We start from the raw sequence: 22,131 nt of genomic DNA, 5'->3' as shown, positions 1-22,131 counted from the left end.
TTTGATCAATTGGGTGCTGCGTTACCAGGAACCGGTATTTTCCATGCTGGCCCATGGCTCGGCCGGGGCAAGGCTTTCGCCCTTTTGCAGGAATTCAATCGAAATCCCGTCCGGCGAACGAACAAACGCCATATGGCCATCGCGCGGCGGGCGGTTAATGGTGACACCCGCATCCATCAGCTTCTGGCAAAGCGCATAAATATCGTCGACCTCATAGGCAAGATGGCCGAAATTGCGCCCGCCGGAATAGCTTTCCGGGTCCCAGTTATAAGTCAGTTCAAGTTCCGGGGCCTTGTTGGCCTTGGCACTGGCTTCATCGGCAGGCGGCGCAAGATAAATCAGGGTGAAACGCCCCTTCTCGCTTTCAATGCGCCGGGTTTCTTTCATGCCAAGCAGTTCGCAGTAGAAACGCATGGATGCATCCACATCCTCGACACGCACCATGGTGTGCAAATAACGCATTGGAAATGCCTCCGTCATTGATTGGTCAATGACGCCAAACTATGCGTTATTGCCCGCTAATGCCAGTCTTGGCAGATGAATTTTTCTCTATGATTTCAAGGATGACGTCCGCGGCCTTCTCGCTCGGCGGCCGGTCGCCAAAGCCAAGCATGGTTGTGGCCGCGTCGAACCCGTCCAGTTGCGCCGCCCGACCTTCGCCGTCGGCCATAAGCGATTTCAGAACCGGCACGATACGGTTCGGCGTGCAATCCTGTTGCAGGAATTCCGGCACAAGCTTTTTGCCAAGCACCAGATTGACGATGGTCACCGTATCAATCCGCAACAATCGCCGCGCAATCCATGCCGTAATCGGGCTTAATTTATAGCCGATCACATGCGGCACCCCCGTTATCGCCAGTTCAAGCGACACGGTCCCGGATGCCGCAAGGGCCGCATGGGACGCGGCAAACGCATCGCGCCTGTCCTGATCCCCGGTCACGACAATCGGGCGCAGCGGCCAGTCGGCAACCGCATCACCGACGACCTGTGCAACCTTGCTCACCGTCGGCACAACAATTCTTGCATCGGGGAAATCCCCAGCCAACCGTTCGCACACGTCACGGAAAACCGGCAACAGACGGGTGACTTCCGAATTGCGACTGCCGGGCAGAACCGTCAGGATTTTGCAGTCTGGTGCGATACCGTGCTGTTCACGGAATCGGTCCGCATCGCCGCCATGCCGTTCCTCGACCGCGGAATGCCCGATAAAGCTGGTCGGAAGCCCGACCCGCTCGAAATAGGGCGGCTCGAACGGCAGCAACGCCAACAAATGATCGAGAAAACCCGCAATCTTCTTTGCCCGCCCCGGCCGCCATGCCCAGACCGACGGCGCAACATAATGCACCAGCGGAATACCCCTGCCTTTCAGCTTCTTGCCAACGCGAAAACTGAAATCCGGGGCATCAATGGTGATCACCACATCGGGTTGCTGTTCAATCGCATATTCCGCCGTCTGACGGATACGTTTTAACAAATGCGGGATATGCGGCAGGACCTCGGCAAGGCCCATAACCGACATCTCGTCCATCGGAAACAGGCTCTCAAGCCCCTCACCCGTCATGCGCGGGCCACCAACACCGATGAAACGGATTTCGGGATGACGCGCCTTTATGGCCGCCATCAACCGCCCCCCCAACTGATCCCCGGATGCCTCGCCGGCCACCAGCATGATTTTCGCGGTCTGGATTTTTGGTTTATTCATCCTGTGCCGATTCCTGCACCGAAATCCCGACAATGAACAATCCAAGTTCATCTGCACGTTTGACGGTTTTCTCACGATCAATGATCATCGTGCCACCCGCAAGCAACGCAATGCCGCGCAATCCGGCATCATGCGCATTTTCCACGGTCGAAACACCAATCGCCGGAAGGTCAAGACGCCTGTCCTGCTGCGGCTTTGCCGACTTCACCAGAACACCGCCAACACCTTCGCGGCGATAGTCGGCAGACCGCCGGATCATTTCATCCGTGCCCTCGATGGCTTCAAGTGCCAGAACAAGCCCCTGCTGCACGACACAGCCCTGTCCGACATCGGCGGCACCCAAAATCCGGGCAACCTTCAGACCGTGCTGTGCATCGGCCATCGCCTGTGCATCGGGCTTCACCTTGCCCAGAACACCTTCCTCAACCGCGAGGTCGCCCAAAATCTCGTGTGCGCCGACCAGACGGAAACCGTCACGTTCAAGTTCACCCGCCACCAGACGCAGCAAACCATCATCGCCAAGCGACTTCATCCCGACTTTCATCAGCAATTTCGCCGCCCGCCAATCGGGCCGGATCGATGCAAATGACGGACGTGCAACCTTGCCCGCAAGGACAACATCACGGCATTCTTCGGATTTCAGACGATCAAGGACTTTGGCCGCCGCCCCGATGCGAAGCGACGTATGGGGATATGCATCCAATGCCGGATCATCGGCATGGGCATCAAGCTTCACGATAAAAACATCCCGCCCGGCAGCCGTCGCCGCAGCCGCCAAACGGGCGGGAAGCGCCCCCCCTCCGGCAATGATACCAAGCTTTGCTGCGGGGTTATCCTGCGGAGCTGTCATATTTCGGCGTACATACGGAACGCATGCTTTCCGCTTTCAGGAAGGTGATGATTTCCATGACCGGCCCGACATCCTCGAAATCTTTCGAGACTTCCTCAACCCGCTCGGCAAGCGTACCTTCCTGCGCAAACAAAAGACGATACGCCTTGCGAAGCGCATGTATGGTCTCGCGATCAAATCCGCGGCGCTTCAACCCGACAAGGTTAAGCCCCGAAAGATAAGCACGGTTACCAATCACCGAACCATAAGGAATGATATCGCTTTCAACACCGGTCATGCCGCCGATCATCGCATGTTTGCCAATGCGGACAAACTGATGCACCGCTGAAAGGCCGCCGACAATTGCAAAATCGTCGACCATGACATGGCCAGCAAGGGTCCCGTTATTGACCAGAATGCAATGATTGCCAATATGGCAGTCATGCCCGACATGCGCGCCTGCCATAAACAGGCAGTCATCACCAATCGTGGTCTCCATCCCGCCGCCTTCTGTGCCGGGATTAAGGGTCGCCCCTTCGCGGATCTTGTTGCGTTTGCCAATGATCAGACGCGATGGCTCGTTCTTGAATTTCAAATCCTGCGGCGCATGACCAACTGACGCAAACGGAAAGATCGTACTGTCTTCACCGATTGACGTAATTCCGGCGACCACGACATGGCTGTGCAGCTTGACGCGATCACCCAGAACCGCCTGCGGTCCGACAACACAGTACGGACCGATTTCTACATCCTGGCCAATCTGGGCGCCGTCTTCGACAATGGCGGTTGGATGCACTTTTGACATTATCAGTTGCCCCGGATCATCGCGGCGATGGTGGCTTCTGCAACGACCTGATCGTTAACGCGGACTTCACTTTCAAACTTCCAGACCGGGCCACGGCTCTGTTTTTTCTTCACATGAATATGCATGACGTCACCCGGCACAACCGGCTTGCGGAACCGTGCGTTATCAATACTCATGAAATAAACCAGCTTGCCTTCGGCATCCTCACCAAGGGTCTGAACCACAAGAATGGCCGCCGTCTGCGCCATGCTTTCGATGATCAGAACGCCAGGCATGATCGGCTGTTCCGGGAAATGGCCGGTAAATTGCGGCTCGTTCATCGTCACGTTTTTGATGCCAACGGCGGAATCGTCGACAGCAATATCAACAACCTTGTCGATCAGCAGGAACGGATAACGATGCGGAATCATTTCCAGAATGCGCTGAATATCAACACTTACCAATTCGGTCATAGGTATTGCCCTTACTTCTTTTTCCGTATCAGCCGCGATAAGGCCACGGTCTGTTTATGATATTCCATTACCGGCACAGCGGGGCTGCCGCCAACGGTTTCGCCCGCGCCGATATTTTTCATGACACCGGATTGCGCGGCAATTTTCGCGCCATCACCAATTTCAAGATGTCCGGTAATCCCGGCCTGACCCGCGGCAACAACAAAATTGCCAAGTTTGGTCGATCCTGAAATCCCGACCTGGGAAACGATAACACATCCCATGCCAAGTTCGACGTTATGGCCGATCTGAACAAGGTTGTCGATACGGCAACCATTGCCAATCACCGTATCAGGCCCCGCCCCCCGGTCGATTGTCGAATTGGCCCCGACTTCGACATCATTGCCAATCACGACACGGCCAAGCTGCGGCACTTTAAGGTGCCCCTGTGCGCCCATGGCAAATCCGAAACCATCCTGCCCGATGCGAGCACCCGGATAAATCAGGCACAGATTGCCAATCAGGCAATGGCTGATTGTCGCCCCGGCACCGATCCTGCTTCCGGCCCCGATCACGACACCTTCACCGATCACCGCATTACTGGAAATGATGACGCCATCGCCAATTTCGCAATTCTCGCCAATCACGGCCCCGGCGTCGATCTGAACACCTTTGCCGATCATGGCGGTATCGGCGACAATCGCGTGCGGTGAAACAACACCATTGGCGGCGTCAAACGGATAATATGCCGTTGCCGCCTTGGCATATGCCCGGTACGGATCGCTGGTCGTGAACAGCACCATATCGGCAGGGGCACGATCAACGAACTCTGGCCGGACAAAACACCCGCCGGCAGAACTGCTGACAAAGGCATCAAGATATTTGCGATTGTCAAAGAAGCTCAAGATCGATGCATCCGCATTCTGAAGCGGTGACACATCATCAAAGCGGCGTGACGGATCGGGTGCATTCACCAGTTCCGCACCGGTCAGCTCGGCGATTTCCTGAACGCTGAAAGGTCCCTTGCGGTTGAAAAACCGAGAATCAGCCATCAGGAAGCTTCCTTGAACTCGACGGTAAGGGTCGGCATGGCCTTGTTCACAAGGTCAAATACTTCCTTGGACGCATCCATGGCATTGGCATGCAGGATCACCTGACTTTTGTGCAGTACCAGCGTTGCCTTGCGCTGCTCGGCAACATCGGCAATCACTTCAATCAGCGTTTTCTGGAATTTCACGCGCGATTCATTAAGCGCCTGATCCAGAATACGGTTACGCCCCTGTGCGAACTTCTGAAAATCAGCAACTTTCTGCTGAAATTCTTTCTGTTTCTGCTGAATGACATCGGCAGACAGAAGAGTTCGCTGCTGGGCGATTTCCTGCTCTTCCTTCCGCAGACCCTGCTGGCGCTTTTCGATTTCCTGCTGATAGGCTTCCTGACGCGTTTTGATCTGCTTTGTCATATCCTGCATGGCAGATGCTTCACGCATAATGCCTTCAAAATCGACAATCATCACAACGGCCTCTGTATTTCCGGCAGCATTTTCCTGAGCCGACGCCATTGTTACTGATGCGAATGCCAGAACAATCGCAAGTAAGGCGGTCTGGATAGATTTCATCATTTTCATCAGAATCTGGTTCCGAAACTCAGCCGGAACACTTCCTCTTTGTCGAAGTCTTCTTTGAGAACAGCCTGCGAAAGGTCAACACCAATCGGGCCAAACGGAGATTCCCAGCCTACCCCAAAACCAACAGACGCCCTGAGTGAACCTTCGTCATAGATTTCACCAGGCCGTGCGCCATCAACCCCCTCGGAAGCACCGAAATCACTGAACACACGACCGGTAAGTGCAAATTCGGACGGCAACCCTAACGGGAAGTCCATCTGTACGGTACCGGTATAGAAGAATTTGCCGCCAACCGCATCTTTCGTTGCAATATCGCGAGGCCCGACACCGGCCGATTCAAAACCACGAAGGTTTGCACCACCGGTAAAGAAGCGCTGCGAAATACGCGTATCGTCACCAATACCAAAGATGTAACCGGTCGACGCCTTGGTCGACAGCACCCACGTTTTTTCGCGATCAAGAGGATAGTAGTACCCGCCATTCACACGTGTACGAAGATAGGTTTCCGAACCGCCAACTCCCGCGAAATCGTTGGAAACCTGAACGAAATAGCCCTCTTTGGGCGAAATCGTGCTGTCGCGCTGATCATAGGTAAGCGTCTGACCAATCGTTGACTCGGAAAACTCGGGGTCTTCTTCACGCAGCAGACGCGATGCATCGCTATCGATGTCGGAATATTCGTTAACTTCGAACCCGTACCGAACCGACTGCGACAATGCTTCGGAATAACGGAAACCGGACCGCAAACCGATACCGGTCTGCTTTTCGTCATATGAACTTTCGTCCTGATTGTCTTCTTCGCGGCGATAGATATCAAAGCCCGCACTGACATCCCGATCAAGGAAGTATGGCTCGGTAAAGGACAGATCGACCTGCTGGCTGGATGACCCAATCGTAAAGCCAAGACGCAGGTCCTGCCCTTTACCAAGCAGGTTGCGTTCGCGGATACCTGCCTGACCGAATGCACCGTCGTCCGTGCCGTACCCGGCACCAATCGAAAACTCGCCGGTCGACTTTTCTTCGACATCAACCTCAAGAACCGTCTGGTCGGGCGAACTGCCCGGCAGGGTCTTGACGTCAACCGATTTAAAGAAGTTCAGGTTTTCAACACGCTGGCGCGAACGTTTGAGTTTCGAACTGCTAAAGGCGTCACCTTCGACAAGGCGGAATTCACGACGGACAACTTCGTCAAGCGTGCGGACGTTGCCAACCACGTCGATGCGTTCGACATAAACCTTCGGACCTTCGGCGATGGTGAAGGTGATGTTGATAACACCGGTTTCGCGGTCACGCTGGATATTCGGACGAATATCAATGAACGCATAACCTTGGTCACCGATGCTGGTGGTCAAGGCATCAATCGCATCATCAACAAGGTCGGCATTATACCAGTCGCCCTTTTCGATCTCGACCAGGGGCGCCAATGTCGCCGGATCAATCTTGTCGATCTGTGATACGATATTGATATCACCGAACTGGTAGCGCTGACCTTCGCTGACAGTATAAGTGATAAAGAAATCAGACCGATCAGGCGTCAGTTCGGCCACGGAAGACAGAACCTGGAAATCGGCATAACCGGCCGAAAGATAATACCGACGCAGCAGTTCGCGGTCGAACGTGACGCGATCCGGGTCATAGTTATCGTCAGAAGTCAGAATCTTCCACCAGGCACTCTCGGTTGTCCGGATAACTTCTGACAGCTCGCCGTCATCAAATGCTTTGTTGCCAACGAAGTTGATCTTGCGAACGCCGGTCGCCTCTCCCTCGTCAATTTCAAAGACAAGGTCGACACGATTCTGTTCAAGCTGAATGACTTTGGGCTCAACGGTCGCGGCAAACCGGCCGGAGCGACGGTACAGCTCAAGAATACGCTGCACATCAGCCTGAACCTTGGTGCGGGTGTAAACGACACGCGGGCGCAACTGAAGTTCCGTACCAAGCACGTCGTCCTTCAGGCGCGTGTTGCCCTCAAAGGCGATCCGGTTGATGATCGGGTTTTCAACCACATTGATTTTCAGAACGCCCTGATCAAATCCGATCGACACGTCGGCAAACAGGCCGGTTGAGAACAGCGACTTCAGCGATTCGTTGATTTTCTGCGGATCGTAGGGATCGCCCTCTTTTACCGACAGGTATGCGTTAACCGTCTCGCTTTCGATACGGTTATTGCCGTCAACACGGATCTCGCGAATAACGCTTGATCCCTGCGCGTAGGCCACCATCGGAATTATGGTTGGCGCGGTTCCACCAAGCAAGACTGCTGCTAACGCAGCCGCTTTTACATTACGCAGCAAATTCAACCCCCTGATGCCGTATATCATCAGCCTACCAGGCCTTTGAAGAAATTCCAGACGCCCAACTGCGTCAGGTCGTTCCAAGTTGCAAAGATGATTAAGCTGAATACCAAACCTGCCCCAAGACGGAAACCATATTCTTGTGCTTTTGCGCCCAAGGGCTTACCGCGAATGGCCTCAATCGCATAAAACACCAGATGACCACCATCCAGAACCGGAACAGGCATCAGGTTAATCAACCCAAGGCTGATCGAAAGATACGCCATAAAGAACAGAAGCGGTCCAATCCCCCCCTCGGCAACCTCGCCCGACATCTGCGCGATACGGATCGGACCGCCAAGTTCGGAACTGTCACGTTCGCCCGATATCATCTCACCCAATGCCGACAATGTCTGCGAAATCAGGTTCCAGGTCGATGAAAACGCCTTGCCGGTCGCATCGATAATTCCATCGCGCTGGGTTTCAAACGCACCGGCGGTCACGCCCAGACGACCGAATGTCTGAACGTCGTCACCTTCACCGGTCGTTACGGCTTCCGGCGTCACCTGAATGTCGATTTCCTGCCCGTCACGCATCACCGAAAGCGAAACCGGCGCACCGGCATTGCCCCGGATCACGTCCGAAAGCTCGCTGAACCAAGCAATCGGCTGCCCATTGATCGCATTGATCCGGTCCTGGGGCTGCAATCCGGCAACCGCCGCCGGGCTGCCGTCAACCGCCTCGCCCACCACCGGCAGGGCGCGCTGCTGGCCAACGGCGGCAAACAGAACGGTGAAAACCACAATCGCAAACAGGAAATTGGCCAACGGACCGGCAAAAACGATGGCCGCACGCGCCATCAGGCCTTTGTGATGAAACGCATGCTGGCGTTCTTCTTCATTAAGGTCGTCCCGCTGCCCCGCACTTGCCGGGTTCATGTCGCCAAACATTTTGACATACCCGCCAAGCGGCAAAAGGCTGACTTTCCAGCGCGTGCCCTTTTTGTCGTACCAGCCAAAAAGCTCCGGACCGAATCCGATTGAAAACGCTTCAACCTTTACACCATTGCGGATCGCAACCCAGTAATGCCCATATTCATGAACAAACACCAGGACCGAAAGAACAAACAGAAAAGCAAGAAGGGTTTCCATGAAAGACGTTCCTTTTTCGGGGCGAACCCCGCATTTTTGGTATTCAAAGACCGGTTTTGATCAGGCCCAGCGTTTCACGACGGATCATATCATCAAGATCAAACATCTGGTCGAGATCTCGTAACGGTGATGCCGCAATCCTGTTCATCATGCGCTCGACCGTTTCGGCAATTTGCAGGAAGGTAAGCTTTCCGCCCAGAAACGCCCCCACGGCAATCTCGTTTGCTGCATTCAATACCGTCGGCACCGTCCCGCCCGCACGCAGCGCTTCGCGCGCCAGACGAAGAGCCGGGAACCGTTTCATATCCGGCGCGGTAAAGTTCAACTGTCCGATAGTGGCAAAATCAAGACGCGCTACATCGACACGTATTCTTTCCGGCCATGAAAGCGCATAGGCAATCGGGGTCCGCATATCGGGCGATCCCAATTGCGCCAGTACCGATCCGTCGGAATATTCCACCATGCTATGCACGACAGATTGCGGATGCACGACAACCTCGATGCGTTCTTCAGGCACCGGAAACAGACGACAGGCCTCGATCAATTCAAGGCCCTTGTTCATCATGGTTGCCGAATCAATGGAAATCTTGGCCCCCATATCCCAGTTGGGATGGGCCAGCGCCTGCTTTGGAGACACCGATTTCATATCGTCAAGCGACCATTCCCGGAATGGCCCGCCAGATGCCGTCAGAAGAATACGGTCAACCTTGTCGACCGACTTCTGTTCAAGCACCTGGAAAATCGCACTATGTTCGGAATCAACCGGGATCAGCGTCGCCTTGTATTTCGCGACTTCCGCCATCATCAGATCACCGGCACAAACCAGCGTTTCCTTGTTGGCAAGGCCAACCCGCGCCCCACGGCGAATGGCCGCCAGCGTCGCCTTAAGGCCTGCTGCACCAATGATCGCGGCAATGACGATATCAGACGGGCGCGATGCCGCCTCGACCAATGCTTCATCACCGGCCGCAACCAGAATGTCCGTGCCAGACAGGGCGGATTTCAAGTCTTCATAAAGGCTTTCATCGGCGATAACCGCCATCGCAGCACCAAGTTCAATGGCGGCCTTGGCCAACCCTTGAACATTTCGATGGGCCGTAACGGCATCCACGGCATATTTGTCTGAATGTGCTTTCAGGATGTCTACGGTGCTGCTGCCGACCGATCCGGTCACGCCAAGCACGCAGACTGATTTCTTAATTGTCATCAAACACCAGCTTAGCGGATTTCTGCAACCAGGGGCCCTGCCCTAGCGCAACGACAATCCAATGAAATACACAATAACAAACGCGACAGGAAAAACCGACAACATCCCATCAGCACGGTCAAGCACCCCACCATGCCCCGGGATCAGGTGGCTGCTGTCCTTGACCTTGAAATGGCGCTTAAGCGCTGATTCTCCAAGATCCCCGATCTGCGCCACAATCGCCAGAACCCCGCTTGCCAGCACGATGGAAACCTGAATGGCATTGCCGCTGAAATAGGTGATCAGCCCGCCGATCAGCATCGCACACAACATGCCGCCAATAAGCCCCGCCCAGGTTTTCTTGGGGCTGAAACGCGGCGCCAGTTTCGGGCCGCCAATCGCCTTGCCAAAGGCATAGGCCCCCGTATCGGTCGCCCACACAAGAAAGAACAGCCACATGATCAACAGCAGACCATCCCCATGCATGCTGCGCAGCCAGTGCGCCGCCAGTGCCGCAAGCGAGATATAGATAATGCCAAATGCCGCGAGAAACCGATCCTTGCCCGGCCGCAATGCCGCGGTTGCCGCCCCGACCAACACCGCCGGAATGATAAGAAGATATTCCCCGGTCGTCATAAACAGCATCGAAACGGCAAGGGATACCGCAGCAACAACCGAAACCGAATTGACATGCCCCGGAACGCACATCCGCGTCCATTCCCACATCATGCCAACCGAAAACAGAAAAACGAGAATCTCGAAATACGGGGACCCAAACCATACCGCCGCAACCGCGACCGGTGTCATCACCAGCGCGGAAACAACCCGTGGCTTCAATCCTGAATTTGTATCTTCCTGGCGTCGGGCTTCAGATGACTGCACCAAAACGCCGCTCCCGTCCGGCAAAGTTTTCTATCGCTTTTTCAAGATGTTCGCGTCCGAAATCCGGCCAAAGGACGTCATCGAACACAAACTCGGTATAGGCCGACTGCCAAAGCAGGAAATTGCTGATGCGCTGCTCGCCACTGGTCCGGATCAGCAGATCCGGATCGGGCATCCCGAACGTCATCAAATGCGCTTCAACCACGCTTTCATCGATGGCATCGGGCTGAATTTCTCCAGCGGCGACTTTTTGCGCGATCTGGCGCATGGCATCGGCAATCTCGGCCCGCGCACCATAGCTTAGCGCAATGGTCAGGTTCAAACGGGTATTGCCCTGCGTGCGTTCCTCGGCATTGGCCAGAAGCACGCGAATATCATCGTCAAAACGGGTCCGGTCACCGATGATACGGATACGGACCCCGTTTTTGTGCAGGGTCGCCAGTTCACGCTTGATGAACAGGCGAAGCAACCCCATCAGGTCGCTGACTTCACTTTCCGGCCGTTTCCAGTTCTCGGTCGAAAATCCGTAAAGTGTCAGATACTCGATACCGATTTCGGCTGCGGCTTCGACGGTGCGACGCACGGCCTCTACCCCCGCCCGATGACCCATCGTACGGGGCTTTCCGCGCAACTTTGCCCAGCGCCCGTTGCCATCCATAATGATGGCAACATGACGCGGCACAGCTCGCAGATCTGAAGGGTTGGGTTGAGATGCCAGCACCGTCATGATCAGACTTGCATGATTTCCTGTTCTTTATGGGCAAGCACTTCGTCGATCTCGCTGATAACCTTGTCGGTCAGCTTCTGGATCTCTTTTTCCTCGTTATGGAGGTCATCTTTCGAGATCACGCTGTCTTTTTCCCATTTTTTGATCTGGTCAATACCGTCACGGCGGACGTTACGAACCGAAATCTTGGCCTGCTCGGCATATTTGCCGGCAACCTTGGACAGCTCCGCACGACGTTCCTCGTTCAATGCCGGGATCGGCACCCGAACAAGCGTCCCGTCGGCCGCCGGGTTCAGGCCAAGGCCCGAGTCACGGATCGCTTTTTCGACCGATTTAACCATGCTCTTGTCCCAGACCTGTACCGAAAGCATCCGCGATTCCGGAACACTGACAGACGCAACCTGGTTAAGCGGGGTCGGCACGCCGTAGGCTTCAACCATGACCGGTTCTAGAAGGCTTGCACTGGCACGCCCGGTCCGAAGTCCGGTAAATTCCTTGTGCAAAACTTCAACAGCCCCTTCCATACGGCGGGCAAGGTCCTTTTTTAGGCCAGCAACGTCAGACACCTTTAGTCTCCATTCGAAATAATCGTAAACTTACCTTTTGCACAAACCACATCGGCAAAGGCGCCGGGATTATGCAAAGAAAATACAATAACCGGAATATCATTTTCGCGTGCCAATGAAATAGCCGATGCATCCATGACACGTAAATCTTTGGCAAGAACGTCCATATAAGTCAGGGAATCATAGCGTTCCGCGGTCGGGTCGATCTTCGGATCGGCGGTGTAAACGCCGTCAACCTGCGTCCCCTTAAGCAACGCGTCACAGCCCATTTCAACCGCGCGAAGTGCTGCTGCCGTATCGGTGGTAAAGAACGGGTTGCCGGTCCCGGCCGCAAAAATCACCACCCGGCCCTTTTCCATGTGGCGCACCGCACGACGGCGGATATAGGGCTCACAGACCGATGACATCGGAATGGCCGACTGCACACGGGTCTGGACCCCGTGCCGCTCAAGCGCGTTCTGAACGGCCAGTGCGTTCATGATGGTGGCCAACATGCCCATATAGTCGGCCGTGGCACGTTCCATGCCCTGGGAGGCACCCTTGACCCCGCGGAAGATGTTCCCCCCGCCAATCACCATGCAAACCTCGGCACCCATGTCATGAACGGCTTTGATTTCGCTTGCGATCCGGTCAACCGTCTCGGGATCAATCCCGTATTGCTGTTTTCCCAGAAGCCCCTCACCCGAAAGTTTCAGAAGGACACGACGAAATTTCAGTTGGCCGTTTTCTGCCATGTTGGATTGCCTCTTACTGCCGATATTTCAAACTGTCCCGAAACCCGGTTCAGCAAAATTCAGATATAAAAAGACCGGCGAGTAACAGGGCGATTATGCGCTGCCGACCTCGCCGGTCTGGGATCATACACGAAATGGCACGCGACGCACCATTTCGATCAGATGTTTATTTCTTAAGCTGCTCAGCAACTTCTGCAGCAAAGTCTTTTTCTTCGCGCTCGATGCCTTCACCAAGTTCGAAGCGCACAAAGCCCTTAAGGGTGATCGGCTTGCCAGCGTCTTTAGCAGCATTTGCAATCACGTCTTTGACTTTGCTTTCGCCGTCAATCACGAAGGTCTGTTCAACCAGAACGACCTGCTCGTAATATTTACGGATACGACCTTCGATCATCTTTTCGATGATTTCAATCGGGCGGCCCGATTCTTTGGCCTGTTCGGTCAGAACGGATTTCTCGCGCTCGACCAGTTCCGGATCCAGATCGTCAACCGTGGCCGAAGCCGGGTTGGTTGCAGCAATATGCATTGCGATCTGTTTGCCAAGGCCTTCAAGAACGCTCGCATCCGCTTCGGATTCAAGCGCAACCAGAACGCCGATTTTGCCGAGGTTCGGTGCAATCGCGGAATGGATATAGGACGCAACAGCGCCCTTCTCGACAGAGATACCAGCCGAACGACGCAGGTTCATGTTTTCGCCGATGGTGGCGATCATGTGGGTAACCTGTTCTTCGACGTTGCGCGACGTACCCGGGAACGGGGTTGCTTTCAGCGCATCGATATCACCATTGGCCGAAACGGCCTGGTTTGCGATTTCTGCGACGAATTTCTGGAAATCTTCGTTACGCGAAACGAAGTCGGTTTCGGAGTTGAGTTCGACAACGGCACCGGAAGTACCGTTAACAGCAACACCCACCAGACCTTCAGCAGCAACACGGCCTGCTTTCTTGGCAGCAGCAGCAAGACCTTTGGTACGAAGCCAGTCAACAGCAGCTTCAAGATTACCTTCGGTTTCGGACAGCGCCTTTTTGCAATCCATCATGCCAGCGCCGGTGGTTTCGCGAAGCTCTTTAACCAGAGCAGCGGTAATAGCCATTTTTAAAGCCCCTATTACGCGATCAGTGAACACCTAAAGAAACGGCGGCATGCTAGCCGCCGTTTCATCAGGTACAAAGTGAAACTTATGCGGAAGCTGCTTCCTGTGCGGCTTCTTCAACAGCAGCGGCTTCAGCCGGGACTTCTTCGGATTCACCGAGGTCCGCGCCAGAAGCAGTCATTTCCTGCTGGATACCGTCCAGAACTGCGCCAACGAACAGGTCGCAATACAGCTGGATCGCACGGATCGCATCGTCGTTACCCGGGATCGGGTATGCAACGTTTGCCGGATCCGAGTTGGTGTCCAGAATAGCAACAACCGGAATGTTCAGGTTCTTGGCTTCGTGAACAGCAAGCGCTTCCTTGTTGGTGTCGACCACGACGATGATGTCGGGAAGACCACCCATATCCTTGATCCCGCCAAGCGCGCGTTCAAGCTTGTCGCGCGAACGGGTCAGGTTCAGGATTTCTTTTTTGGTCAGACCTTCTGCACCGGCAGACAGGATTTCTTCCTGTTCTTTCAGGCGTTTGATCGAGTTGGAAACGGTGTTCCAGTTGGTCAGCATACCGCCGAGCCAGCGATGGTTCACATAGTACTGACCGCAACGCTTTGCAGCTTCTGCGATGACCGGCGAAGCCTGACGCTTGGTACCGACGAACAGAACGCGACCACCACCAGCGGTGACGTCACGAACCGCCTGCATCGCACGATGCAGCATCGGAACGGTTTCCTGAAGGTTCAGGATGTGAATGTCGTTGCGTGCACCAAAGATGAACTGCTTCATCTTCGGGTTCCAACGGCGGGTGTGGTGACCAAAGTGGACGCCAGCTTCCATCAGCTGACGCATGGTAAAGGTTGGCAAAGCCATGATAAATTCCTACCTTTTTCCGGTTAATACCTCCGCGGAAGGGAATTTCACGCCGTCTTGCGTGAAACACCGGATGGACGAATTTCTGCATAACGCATTATTCGCCACGCTCCCGCGTGCGATGTTCGGGGCGGGTTTTAGCCCCCTCCTGCAAAGAATGCAAGCCTTAAAGTACGCTCAAACCGCGTGAAAGTGAACCCGAAGCACGATCACAATTTCACAGCACACGCACCAATCAGATTTCCTCGGCCAGTTCGACACCCGGAATGGCCCCGACCGCCCCGATAAGCGACGGTCCGACCTTATAGGTATCTTCAAGCTCGACCTCGGCAATACGGCCATCGGCACAGACAGTCGAAAGACTGACCAAACCGCGCCCTTTCCCCGCTTTTTCAAGCAGTTCTCGGATTTCCACCACCGGATCAGGACGGTTCAGGCGAATGCGAATGCCCTCGGCTGCCCCGGAAACGGCATGCTCAAGGTCTTCGACCTTCTGCCCCTGAATGCGAAGCTGCCCTTCGCGCATTTCGGCCGCCACCACAAGCAATACTGGCCGCCCGGCATTGATGATTTCCTTATAGGCCGCCCATGCCTCGGCCCAGAAGGCGACTTCAAAGCTGCCGGTCGGGTCGGAAAACATCACGAAGGCGAATTTCGATCCGTTCTTTTTCGAAATCATTTCACGCGCATTGATCAGCGTCCCGGCAAGCTTGATCGATCCCTTGTTCTGGGCGCGCATACGGGCTGGAAGCTCCTTGATCGGCGCAATACCGATCCGCTGAAGACTTTTGCCAAAGGTATCAAGCGGATGCGCCGACAGGTAAAAACCAATCGCCGAAAATTCCTCGGTCAGTTTTTCCATCGGCACCCAGTCGCGTTCATCGGGCAACCGGATGGCATCCTTGCCAAATCCGGTATCCTCGCCAAACATCGAAATCTGGTCATTGTTGCGCGCCTGCATTTCGCGCTGGGCAACCGCCATCACCCGGTCGACATGCTCGAACATGACCTTGCGGTTTGTCGTCAGGCAATCAAGCGCGCCTGCCCGCACAAGGTTTTCAAGCAACCGTTTATTGACCGCACGGCTATCGATGCGCGATGCAAAATCGGTCAGGTCCCGGAACGGGCCATTGGCCTCGCGCTCCGCCACAAGGCTTTCCATTGCCGCATCACCAACGTTGCGCACGGCCGCCAGTGCATAACGGATTTTGCGCACCCCATCATGATTTTCGACCGAAAACGCCACTTGCGAATTATTGATGCAGGGCGGCAGGATTTCGATGCCAAGGCGTTCGACCTCCTGCTTGAAAATCGCAAGTTTTTCGGTGTTGTGCATATCAAGCGTCATCAGCGCGGCCATGAATTCGACCGGATAATTCGCCTTGAGATACGCCGTCTGATACGCCACCAGCGCATAGGCCGCCGCGTGCGATTTGTTAAAGCCATAGGATGCGAACTTGGCGACCTGATCAAAGATGTCGGACGCCTGTCCGCGCGGCACCCCGTTCTTTTCCGCCCCGTCAACAAACAGCGAGCGCTGTAATTCCATTTCCTCGGCGATCTTTTTACCCATCGCACGACGCAAAAGGTCTGCACCGCCAAGCGAATAGCCCGACATCGTCTGGGCAAGCTGCATGACCTGTTCCTGATAGATCATGATGCCATAGGTTTCTTCAAGGATCGGCTGCAACATCGGGTGCATGTAATCCGGCTCTTCGGTGCCATGCTTACGTGCGATGTAATGCGGGATATTGTCCATCGGCCCCGGACGATACAGCGCCACCACAGCGATAATATCTTCAATCGTATCGGGCTTAAGCCCGCGCAGAACATCCTGCATGCCCTGGGATTCAAGCTGGAACACACCGACCGTCTCGGCCGCCGAAAGCAACTTGAACGCCACCCGATCATCAAGGGGAATGGCACTGATATCAAAGCCTTGCGGGACGTCTTTACGAAGTCGCATCAGATTGACGGCCTCGATAATCACCGTCAAAGTCTTAAGACCAAGGAAGTCGAACTTCACCAGACCGGCATTTTCAACATATTTCATGTTGAACTGGGTCACCGGCATATCGGACCGCGGATCACGATAAAGCGGCACCAGTTCATCAAGGTCGCGGTCGCCAATCACCACCCCTGCGGCGTGGGTGGACGAGTTGCGATAAAGTCCTTCGATCTGCATTGCGATGGACAGCAGCCGGTCAATATCCGGGTCTTCGCGCGCAATCCGGCGCAGGTCCGGCTCCATGTCGATGGCTTCCTTAAGCGGGATCGGTTTGGCCGGGTCCCCCGGAATCATCTTGCAGATTTTGTCGACATAGCCATACGGGATGCTCAGAACACGGCCAACGTCACGCACCGCAGCCTTGGCCTGCAATTTACCGAATGTGATGATCTGCGCCACACGGTCATGGCCGTATTTCTGCTGCACATATTCAATCACCTCGCCGCGCCGGTCCTGACAGAAATCGACGTCAAAGTCAGGCATGGATACGCGTTCCGGGTTCAGGAAGCGTTCAAACAGCAACGAGAAATGCAACGGATCAAGATCAGTAATCAGAAGCGCATAGGCAACAAGCGACCCTGCACCCGAACCACGCCCCGGCCCCACCGGGATTTCATGGTCCTTCGCCCACTGGATAAAGTCCGCAACGATCAGGAAGTAACCGGGAAACCCCATCTGATTGATGATGCCAAGCTCGTATTCAAGGCGCTCCCAATAGGGTTTGGCGATTTCTTCCTTCTGCGCGTCCGTCATGTCCTCGGTGAAGACATATTTCGCAAGGCGGCCTTTAAGGCCCTCCTTGGACATATGGCGCAGCTCATCGACCTCGGTGCGGCCTTCGCCGCAATCAAATGGCGGCAGGATCGGGTCGATCTTTTCGACATGCCACGAACACCGCTTGGCAATCGCCAGCGTATTGTCGCAGGCCTCGGGAATGTCGGCGAAAAGATCGCGCATCTCGGCGGCGGTTTTAAACCGGTGCTCGGGCGTTAAACGCCACCGGTCTTCCTGCCCCACAACCGCGCCCTGCCCGATGCAGATGAACACATCATGGGCTTCATACATTTCCGCCTTGGGGAAAAAGCAGTCATTGGTCGCGACCATCGGGATATTATGCTCATAGGCCAGCCGGATCAGCCCCGGCTCGACCTTTTCCTCGACTGGTTCCCCGTGGCGCTGCAATTCGATATAAAGCCGGTTGCCAAATATCCCCGAAAGCTTGTTCAGGCATTCGCTCGCCGCCTCATGCTGCTCCTCGGCAATCAATCGTGCCAACGGCCCGGTCGGCCCGCCGGTCAGGCAGATGATGTCGGAACTGTATTTTTCGATATGATCATAAAGCGCCTTGGGCTCACTTCCCGCTTCACTGGTCATATGCGCGCGCGAAACGATCTTCAGAAGGTTGAAATACCCCCGGTCATTCTTCGCAATCAGTACCAGATTGTCCGGGTCCGGTTCGCGTGAAATCTTGCCGATCACCGGCTGATCGCCAAACCGTTCCACCCCGATCTGCACGCCAAGGATCGGCTGGATACCCGACCCGCTCATCACCCCTGAAAAATCGAGCGCGCCGAACATGTTGTTCGTATCGGTCATCGCAACCGCGGGCTGGCCATCCGCCTCGCACAGCTTTGCCAGTTCCTTCGTCGTGATGGCACCTTCGGCAAGCGAATAGTTGGTGTGAACACGAAGATGGACGAAACCGTTTTCCATTGCAGAAAATCCCGGACGATAAATGGCAAAGGCAGGAAACCGGCCACCCCGGATCACTCCGGGGCGCGGTGCTCTGCCAACTTAAAGAATTTCGACGGATTACGAAAGAGTATCGGGATCAAGTTCGACCAGATGCCCGTCACGCAGGGTCACAACCCGGTCCATCTGGCGCGCCAGTTCCGGGTTATGGGTCGCAATCAGCGACGCCAGACCGGTTTCGCGCACCAGCGTCATCAACATCCCAAACACCGTTTCCGCCGTATGCGGATCAAGGTTGCCGGTCGGCTCGTCGGCAAACAGTACATCGGGCACATTGGCAAGCGCGCGCGCAATCGCCACGCGCTGCTGTTCCCCGCCCGAAAGCCGTGCCGGGCGATGTTCGGCCCGTTTTTCCAGCCCAAGACAGCGCAGGAGCTCAAGCCCGCGTTCGGTCGCATCCGCCCGTTTCAGGCCATTGATCATCTGCGGAATGACGACGTTTTCAATCGCCGAAAATTCCGGCAGCAGATGATGATACTGATACACGAACCCGATATGCTTGCGGCGCATTTCGGTGCGCGCCAGATCGGAAAGATCCGTGCTGCGTTTTCCGCCAATCGAAACCATGCCGCCATCGGGCTTTTCAAGCAGCCCCGCAATCTGAAGCAGGGTTGATTTACCCGCCCCCGACGGCCCGACAAGGGCGACGATCTCGCCCTGATGGATTTCCAGATCGACGGATTTCAGGATTTCAAGCTGATCGGGGCCCTGATTGAACACCCGATCAATCTTTTCAAGCCGCAACACGACTTTCTGCGCCCGCTCCTTGGCGGTTGTCTTGATCATGTCACTCATAACGAAGGGCCTCCACCGGATCGAGGCGCGATGCACGCCATGCCGGATAAACCGTCGCCAGGAACGACAGGCTAAGCGACATCACACAAACCAGCACCACTTCGCTAATATCCATGTCGGCCGGAAGCTGCGACAGGAAATAGATTTCCGCATTAAACAGATCGGTCCCCGTCAGGGTCTGGATGAACTGGCGAATATTTTCGATATTCAGGCAGAACAAAACGCCAAGGATCAGGCCGCTTAACGTGCCAAGCACCCCGATGGATGCCCCGGCCAAGAAGAAGATGCGCATCACCGATGACCGTGTCGCCCCCATGGTCCGCAGGATCGCGATATCGCGTCCCTTGTCCTTCACCAGCATCACCATGCCCGAAATGATGTTGAATGCCGCCACCAGAATAATCAGTGTCAGGATCAGGAACATCACATTACGTTCGACCTGTAGTGCATTGAAAAACCCGGAATTTGACTGCTGCCAATTGACCAGCCGAAGCTGCTCGCCCGACAGGTTCGACAACAGGTCGTTCATGCTTGATGACAGGCGTGACGGGTCTTCAAGCATCACTTCAAAATGGCTGATTTTTTCCGGCAGGCGGAAATAAATCTGTGCGGCCTGAAGCGGCATGAAGATAAAGCCGCTGTCATATTCATACATGCCGATATCAAACAGCCCGACCACCTTATAGGCCCGCACGCGCGGCACGGACCCGAACGCCGTCACATTGCCCTTGGGCGAGATCAGATTGACATTATCCCCCACCCCGACGCCAAGTTTCATGGCAAGACGCGCGCCCATGATCACGCTATCGTCACCCTTGAAATCATCAAGCGATCCGAAAACGATGTTATCGGCAATCGTCTTGCGCTTGGCGATGTCTTCGGCACGGACCCCGCGCACGATGGCCCCGGTTGACCGGCCGTTATTCGATGCCAGCACCTGCCCCTCGACCACCGGGGTCACAAGGGTCACATTGCCGGTTTCAGCGATCTTCTTTTCAATCGCATCATAATTGGGCAGGCCATCGGGACTTTGCGCGTAAACCGATATATGTCCGTTCAGCCCCAGAATACGTCCAAGCAATTCGGCCCGGAACCCGTTCATGACCGACATGACGATAATCAGGGTCGCAACGCCCAGCATGATGCCAAGCAGCGAAAAGATGGCGATGACGGAAACAAAGCCCTCTTGCCGACGGGGACGCAGGTAGCGGAAAGCCACCAGACGTTCGAACGGACTGAACATGCGCAAAAGATCCTCGTGGAAGCGTGTCGGAAAGAATTCCGGAAATCAGGACGGGGCAGCCAAGGCTGCCCCGTTTGCAAAGTCGTAGTCAGGCGCCGATCTGGTTAAGTGCCGCCTCAAGCGTGACTTCCGTCCGCTCGCCGGATTTGCGGTTTTTAAGCTCGACCACACCGGCCTTGATGCCTTTCGGGCCAATCACGATCTGCCACGGCAGACCGATCAGGTCCATATCGGCAAACTTGCCACCCGCGCGAATGTCGCGGTCATCATAAAGCACTTCGATACCGGCATTATGCAGCTTTGCGTAAACATCTTCGCACGCCGCATCGCATTCATCATCCCCGGTCCGAAGGTTGATCAGGCCAACCTTGTAGGGTGCAACCGATTCCGGCCAGATGATGCCGTTTTCGTCGTGCGATGCCTCGATCAGCGCACCAACAAGGCGCGAAACGCCAATGCCGTAGGACCCCATCTGTACCGGTACTTCCTTGCCATCCGGGCCAAGCACGGTCGCGCCCATCGGTTCGGAATATTTGGTCCCGAAATGGAAGATATGGCCAACTTCGATCCCGCGTGTCGCGATCATGTCGTCACCGGAAATCGGGCTGTTCGCCGGATCATGCTTGTCTTCGGTCGCGGCATAATCTTCAAGCGTCGTCTGGACCCAGTTTTCAAGCCCGGTACGATCATTCAGATCAACACCCTTGCCCGTCAGGTCCTTGTCCAGCCACTTCTTGTCGCAGAACACTTCGCTTTCGCCAGTTTCCGCCAGAATGATGAATTCATGGCTAAGGTCGCCGCCAATCGGGCCGGTATCGGCCACCATCGGGATCGCCTTGACACCAAGGCGCGCAAAGGTCCGGCAATAAGCCAGGAAAATCTTGTTATAGGCGTGCCGCGAACTTTCGTAATCGATATCGAACGAATAAGCATCCTTCATCAGGAATTCGCGCCCCCGCATCACGCCAAAGCGCGGGCGGATCTCGTCGCGGAATTTCCACTGAATGTGATAGAGCATCTGCGGAAGCTGCTTATAGGACCGGACATCCTTGCGGAAGATATCGGTGATCGCTTCCTCGTTGGTCGGCCCGAACAGCATATTGCGATCATGACGGTCGGTAATGCGCAGCATCTCAAGGCCGTAATCCTCATACCGCCCGCTTTCCTGCCAAAGCTCGGCTGGCTGGATGGTCGGCATCAGCAATTCGTTAAAGCCAATCGCGTCCTGCTCTTCGCGCACGATCTGTTCGATCTTTTTAAGCACGCGATAGCCAAGCGGCAGCCAGGAATAAATCCCTGCTGAAAGCTGGCGCACCATACCGGCACGCAGCATCAGTCGATGGGAAGCGATCTGTGCTTCTGCCGGCGTTTCCTTGAGGGTCGGCAGAAAGAACTGGGAAAGACGCATCAATGCCTCGTGATGATCAAAGCTGAAAAATATCAGGTATACAAAAGACCTTGC

General features: G+C 55.2%; 20 protein-coding genes. All 20 read right to left on the bottom strand.

Annotated features, from left to right (window positions below):
• Positions 1 to 21 precede the first annotated feature (21 nt).
• Complete coding sequence (locus BC440_RS09295) at positions 22 to 462, bottom strand: VOC family protein (protein ID WP_007089446.1); 441 nt, start codon at positions 460 to 462, stop codon at positions 22 to 24.
• 46 nt (positions 463 to 508) lie between these two features.
• Positions 509 to 1,702, bottom strand: a complete 1,194-nt coding sequence (gene lpxB, locus BC440_RS09290; RefSeq protein WP_071239940.1) for a lipid-A-disaccharide synthase — start codon at positions 1,700 to 1,702, stop codon at positions 509 to 511.
• The gene (gene lpxI / locus BC440_RS09285; RefSeq protein ID WP_071239939.1) at positions 1,695 to 2,552 is read right to left on the bottom strand and encodes a UDP-2,3-diacylglucosamine diphosphatase LpxI; all 858 of its coding nucleotides are present in this window, start codon (positions 2,550 to 2,552) and stop codon (positions 1,695 to 1,697) included. The genes lpxB and lpxI overlap by 8 nt, the downstream gene beginning before the upstream one ends.
• The gene (lpxA, locus tag BC440_RS09280) at positions 2,533 to 3,336 is read right to left on the bottom strand and encodes an acyl-ACP--UDP-N-acetylglucosamine O-acyltransferase (protein ID WP_007089443.1); all 804 of its coding nucleotides are present in this window, start codon (positions 3,334 to 3,336) and stop codon (positions 2,533 to 2,535) included. The genes lpxI and lpxA overlap by 20 nt, the downstream gene beginning before the upstream one ends.
• Positions 3,337 to 3,338: 2 nt before the next feature.
• Complete coding sequence (gene fabZ, locus BC440_RS09275) at positions 3,339 to 3,788, bottom strand: 3-hydroxyacyl-ACP dehydratase FabZ (protein WP_007089442.1); 450 nt, start codon at positions 3,786 to 3,788, stop codon at positions 3,339 to 3,341.
• Between the two features lie 11 nt (positions 3,789 to 3,799).
• Complete coding sequence (lpxD, locus tag BC440_RS09270) at positions 3,800 to 4,819, bottom strand: UDP-3-O-(3-hydroxymyristoyl)glucosamine N-acyltransferase (protein WP_071239938.1); 1,020 nt, start codon at positions 4,817 to 4,819, stop codon at positions 3,800 to 3,802.
• Complete coding sequence (locus BC440_RS09265; protein WP_007089440.1) at positions 4,819 to 5,394, bottom strand: OmpH family outer membrane protein; 576 nt, start codon at positions 5,392 to 5,394, stop codon at positions 4,819 to 4,821. The genes lpxD and BC440_RS09265 overlap by 1 nt, the downstream gene beginning before the upstream one ends.
• Entirely contained in the window at positions 5,394 to 7,688 is a 2,295-nt protein-coding gene (bamA, locus tag BC440_RS09260; RefSeq protein ID WP_247643551.1) for an outer membrane protein assembly factor BamA, read from the bottom strand. The genes BC440_RS09265 and bamA overlap by 1 nt, the downstream gene beginning before the upstream one ends.
• A 26-nt stretch (positions 7,689 to 7,714) precedes the next feature.
• On the bottom strand, positions 7,715 to 8,818 hold the full coding sequence (gene rseP, locus BC440_RS09255) for an RIP metalloprotease RseP (protein WP_071239936.1): 1,104 nt from the start codon (positions 8,816 to 8,818) through the stop codon (positions 7,715 to 7,717).
• A gap of 43 nt (positions 8,819 to 8,861) precedes the next feature.
• Positions 8,862 to 10,025: a 1-deoxy-D-xylulose-5-phosphate reductoisomerase gene (locus BC440_RS09250; RefSeq protein WP_037991289.1), complete on the bottom strand. Its 1,164-nt coding sequence runs from the start codon at positions 10,023 to 10,025 to the stop codon at positions 8,862 to 8,864.
• A 42-nt stretch (positions 10,026 to 10,067) separates the two neighbouring features.
• Positions 10,068 to 10,886 (bottom strand): phosphatidate cytidylyltransferase, encoded by an 819-nt coding sequence (locus BC440_RS09245; RefSeq protein ID WP_247643550.1) that lies wholly within the window; start codon positions 10,884 to 10,886, stop codon positions 10,068 to 10,070.
• A complete protein-coding gene (locus BC440_RS09240) occupies positions 10,873 to 11,613 on the bottom strand; it encodes an isoprenyl transferase (protein WP_071239934.1) in 741 nt (246 codons plus the stop codon). Before BC440_RS09240 ends, BC440_RS09245 begins: the two co-directional genes overlap by 14 nt.
• A 2-nt stretch (positions 11,614 to 11,615) precedes the next feature.
• Entirely contained in the window at positions 11,616 to 12,137 is a 522-nt protein-coding gene (gene frr / locus BC440_RS09235) for a ribosome recycling factor (protein ID WP_215905855.1), read from the bottom strand.
• Positions 12,138 to 12,181: 44 nt separating this feature from the next.
• Complete coding sequence (gene pyrH, locus BC440_RS09230) at positions 12,182 to 12,913, bottom strand: UMP kinase (protein ID WP_037991293.1); 732 nt, start codon at positions 12,911 to 12,913, stop codon at positions 12,182 to 12,184.
• Positions 12,914 to 13,079: 166 nt separating this feature from the next.
• Positions 13,080 to 14,003, bottom strand: coding sequence for a translation elongation factor Ts (gene tsf / locus BC440_RS09225; protein ID WP_007089432.1), 924 nt, complete (start codon positions 14,001 to 14,003; stop codon positions 13,080 to 13,082).
• An 85-nt stretch (positions 14,004 to 14,088) separates the two neighbouring features.
• Positions 14,089 to 14,871, bottom strand: a complete 783-nt coding sequence (gene rpsB / locus BC440_RS09220) for a 30S ribosomal protein S2 (protein ID WP_007089431.1) — start codon at positions 14,869 to 14,871, stop codon at positions 14,089 to 14,091.
• A gap of 235 nt (positions 14,872 to 15,106) precedes the next feature.
• Entirely contained in the window at positions 15,107 to 18,592 is a 3,486-nt protein-coding gene (gene dnaE / locus BC440_RS09210; RefSeq protein ID WP_071239933.1) for a DNA polymerase III subunit alpha, read from the bottom strand.
• 99 nt (positions 18,593 to 18,691) lie between these two features.
• Positions 18,692 to 19,426 (bottom strand): ABC transporter ATP-binding protein, encoded by a 735-nt coding sequence (locus BC440_RS09205; protein WP_037991295.1) that lies wholly within the window; start codon positions 19,424 to 19,426, stop codon positions 18,692 to 18,694.
• Positions 19,419 to 20,669 (bottom strand): lipoprotein-releasing ABC transporter permease subunit, encoded by a 1,251-nt coding sequence (locus tag BC440_RS09200; protein WP_007089427.1) that lies wholly within the window; start codon positions 20,667 to 20,669, stop codon positions 19,419 to 19,421. The genes BC440_RS09205 and BC440_RS09200 overlap by 8 nt, the downstream gene beginning before the upstream one ends.
• Before the next feature lie 88 nt (positions 20,670 to 20,757).
• Positions 20,758 to 22,077 carry a proline--tRNA ligase gene (gene proS / locus BC440_RS09195; protein WP_007089426.1) on the bottom strand — a complete coding sequence of 440 codons (1,320 nt, stop codon included), beginning with the start codon at positions 22,075 to 22,077 and terminating at the stop codon, positions 20,758 to 20,760.
• Positions 22,078 to 22,131 lie beyond the last annotated feature (54 nt).

Origin of the sequence: Thalassospira sp. MIT1004, from assembly GCF_001858545.1 — a bacterium.
GTDB lineage: Bacteria > Pseudomonadota > Alphaproteobacteria > Rhodospirillales > Thalassospiraceae > Thalassospira > Thalassospira xiamenensis.
The sequence above is the reverse complement of the archived record's forward strand: the minus strand, read 5'-3'. Positions and strand labels throughout refer to the sequence as shown.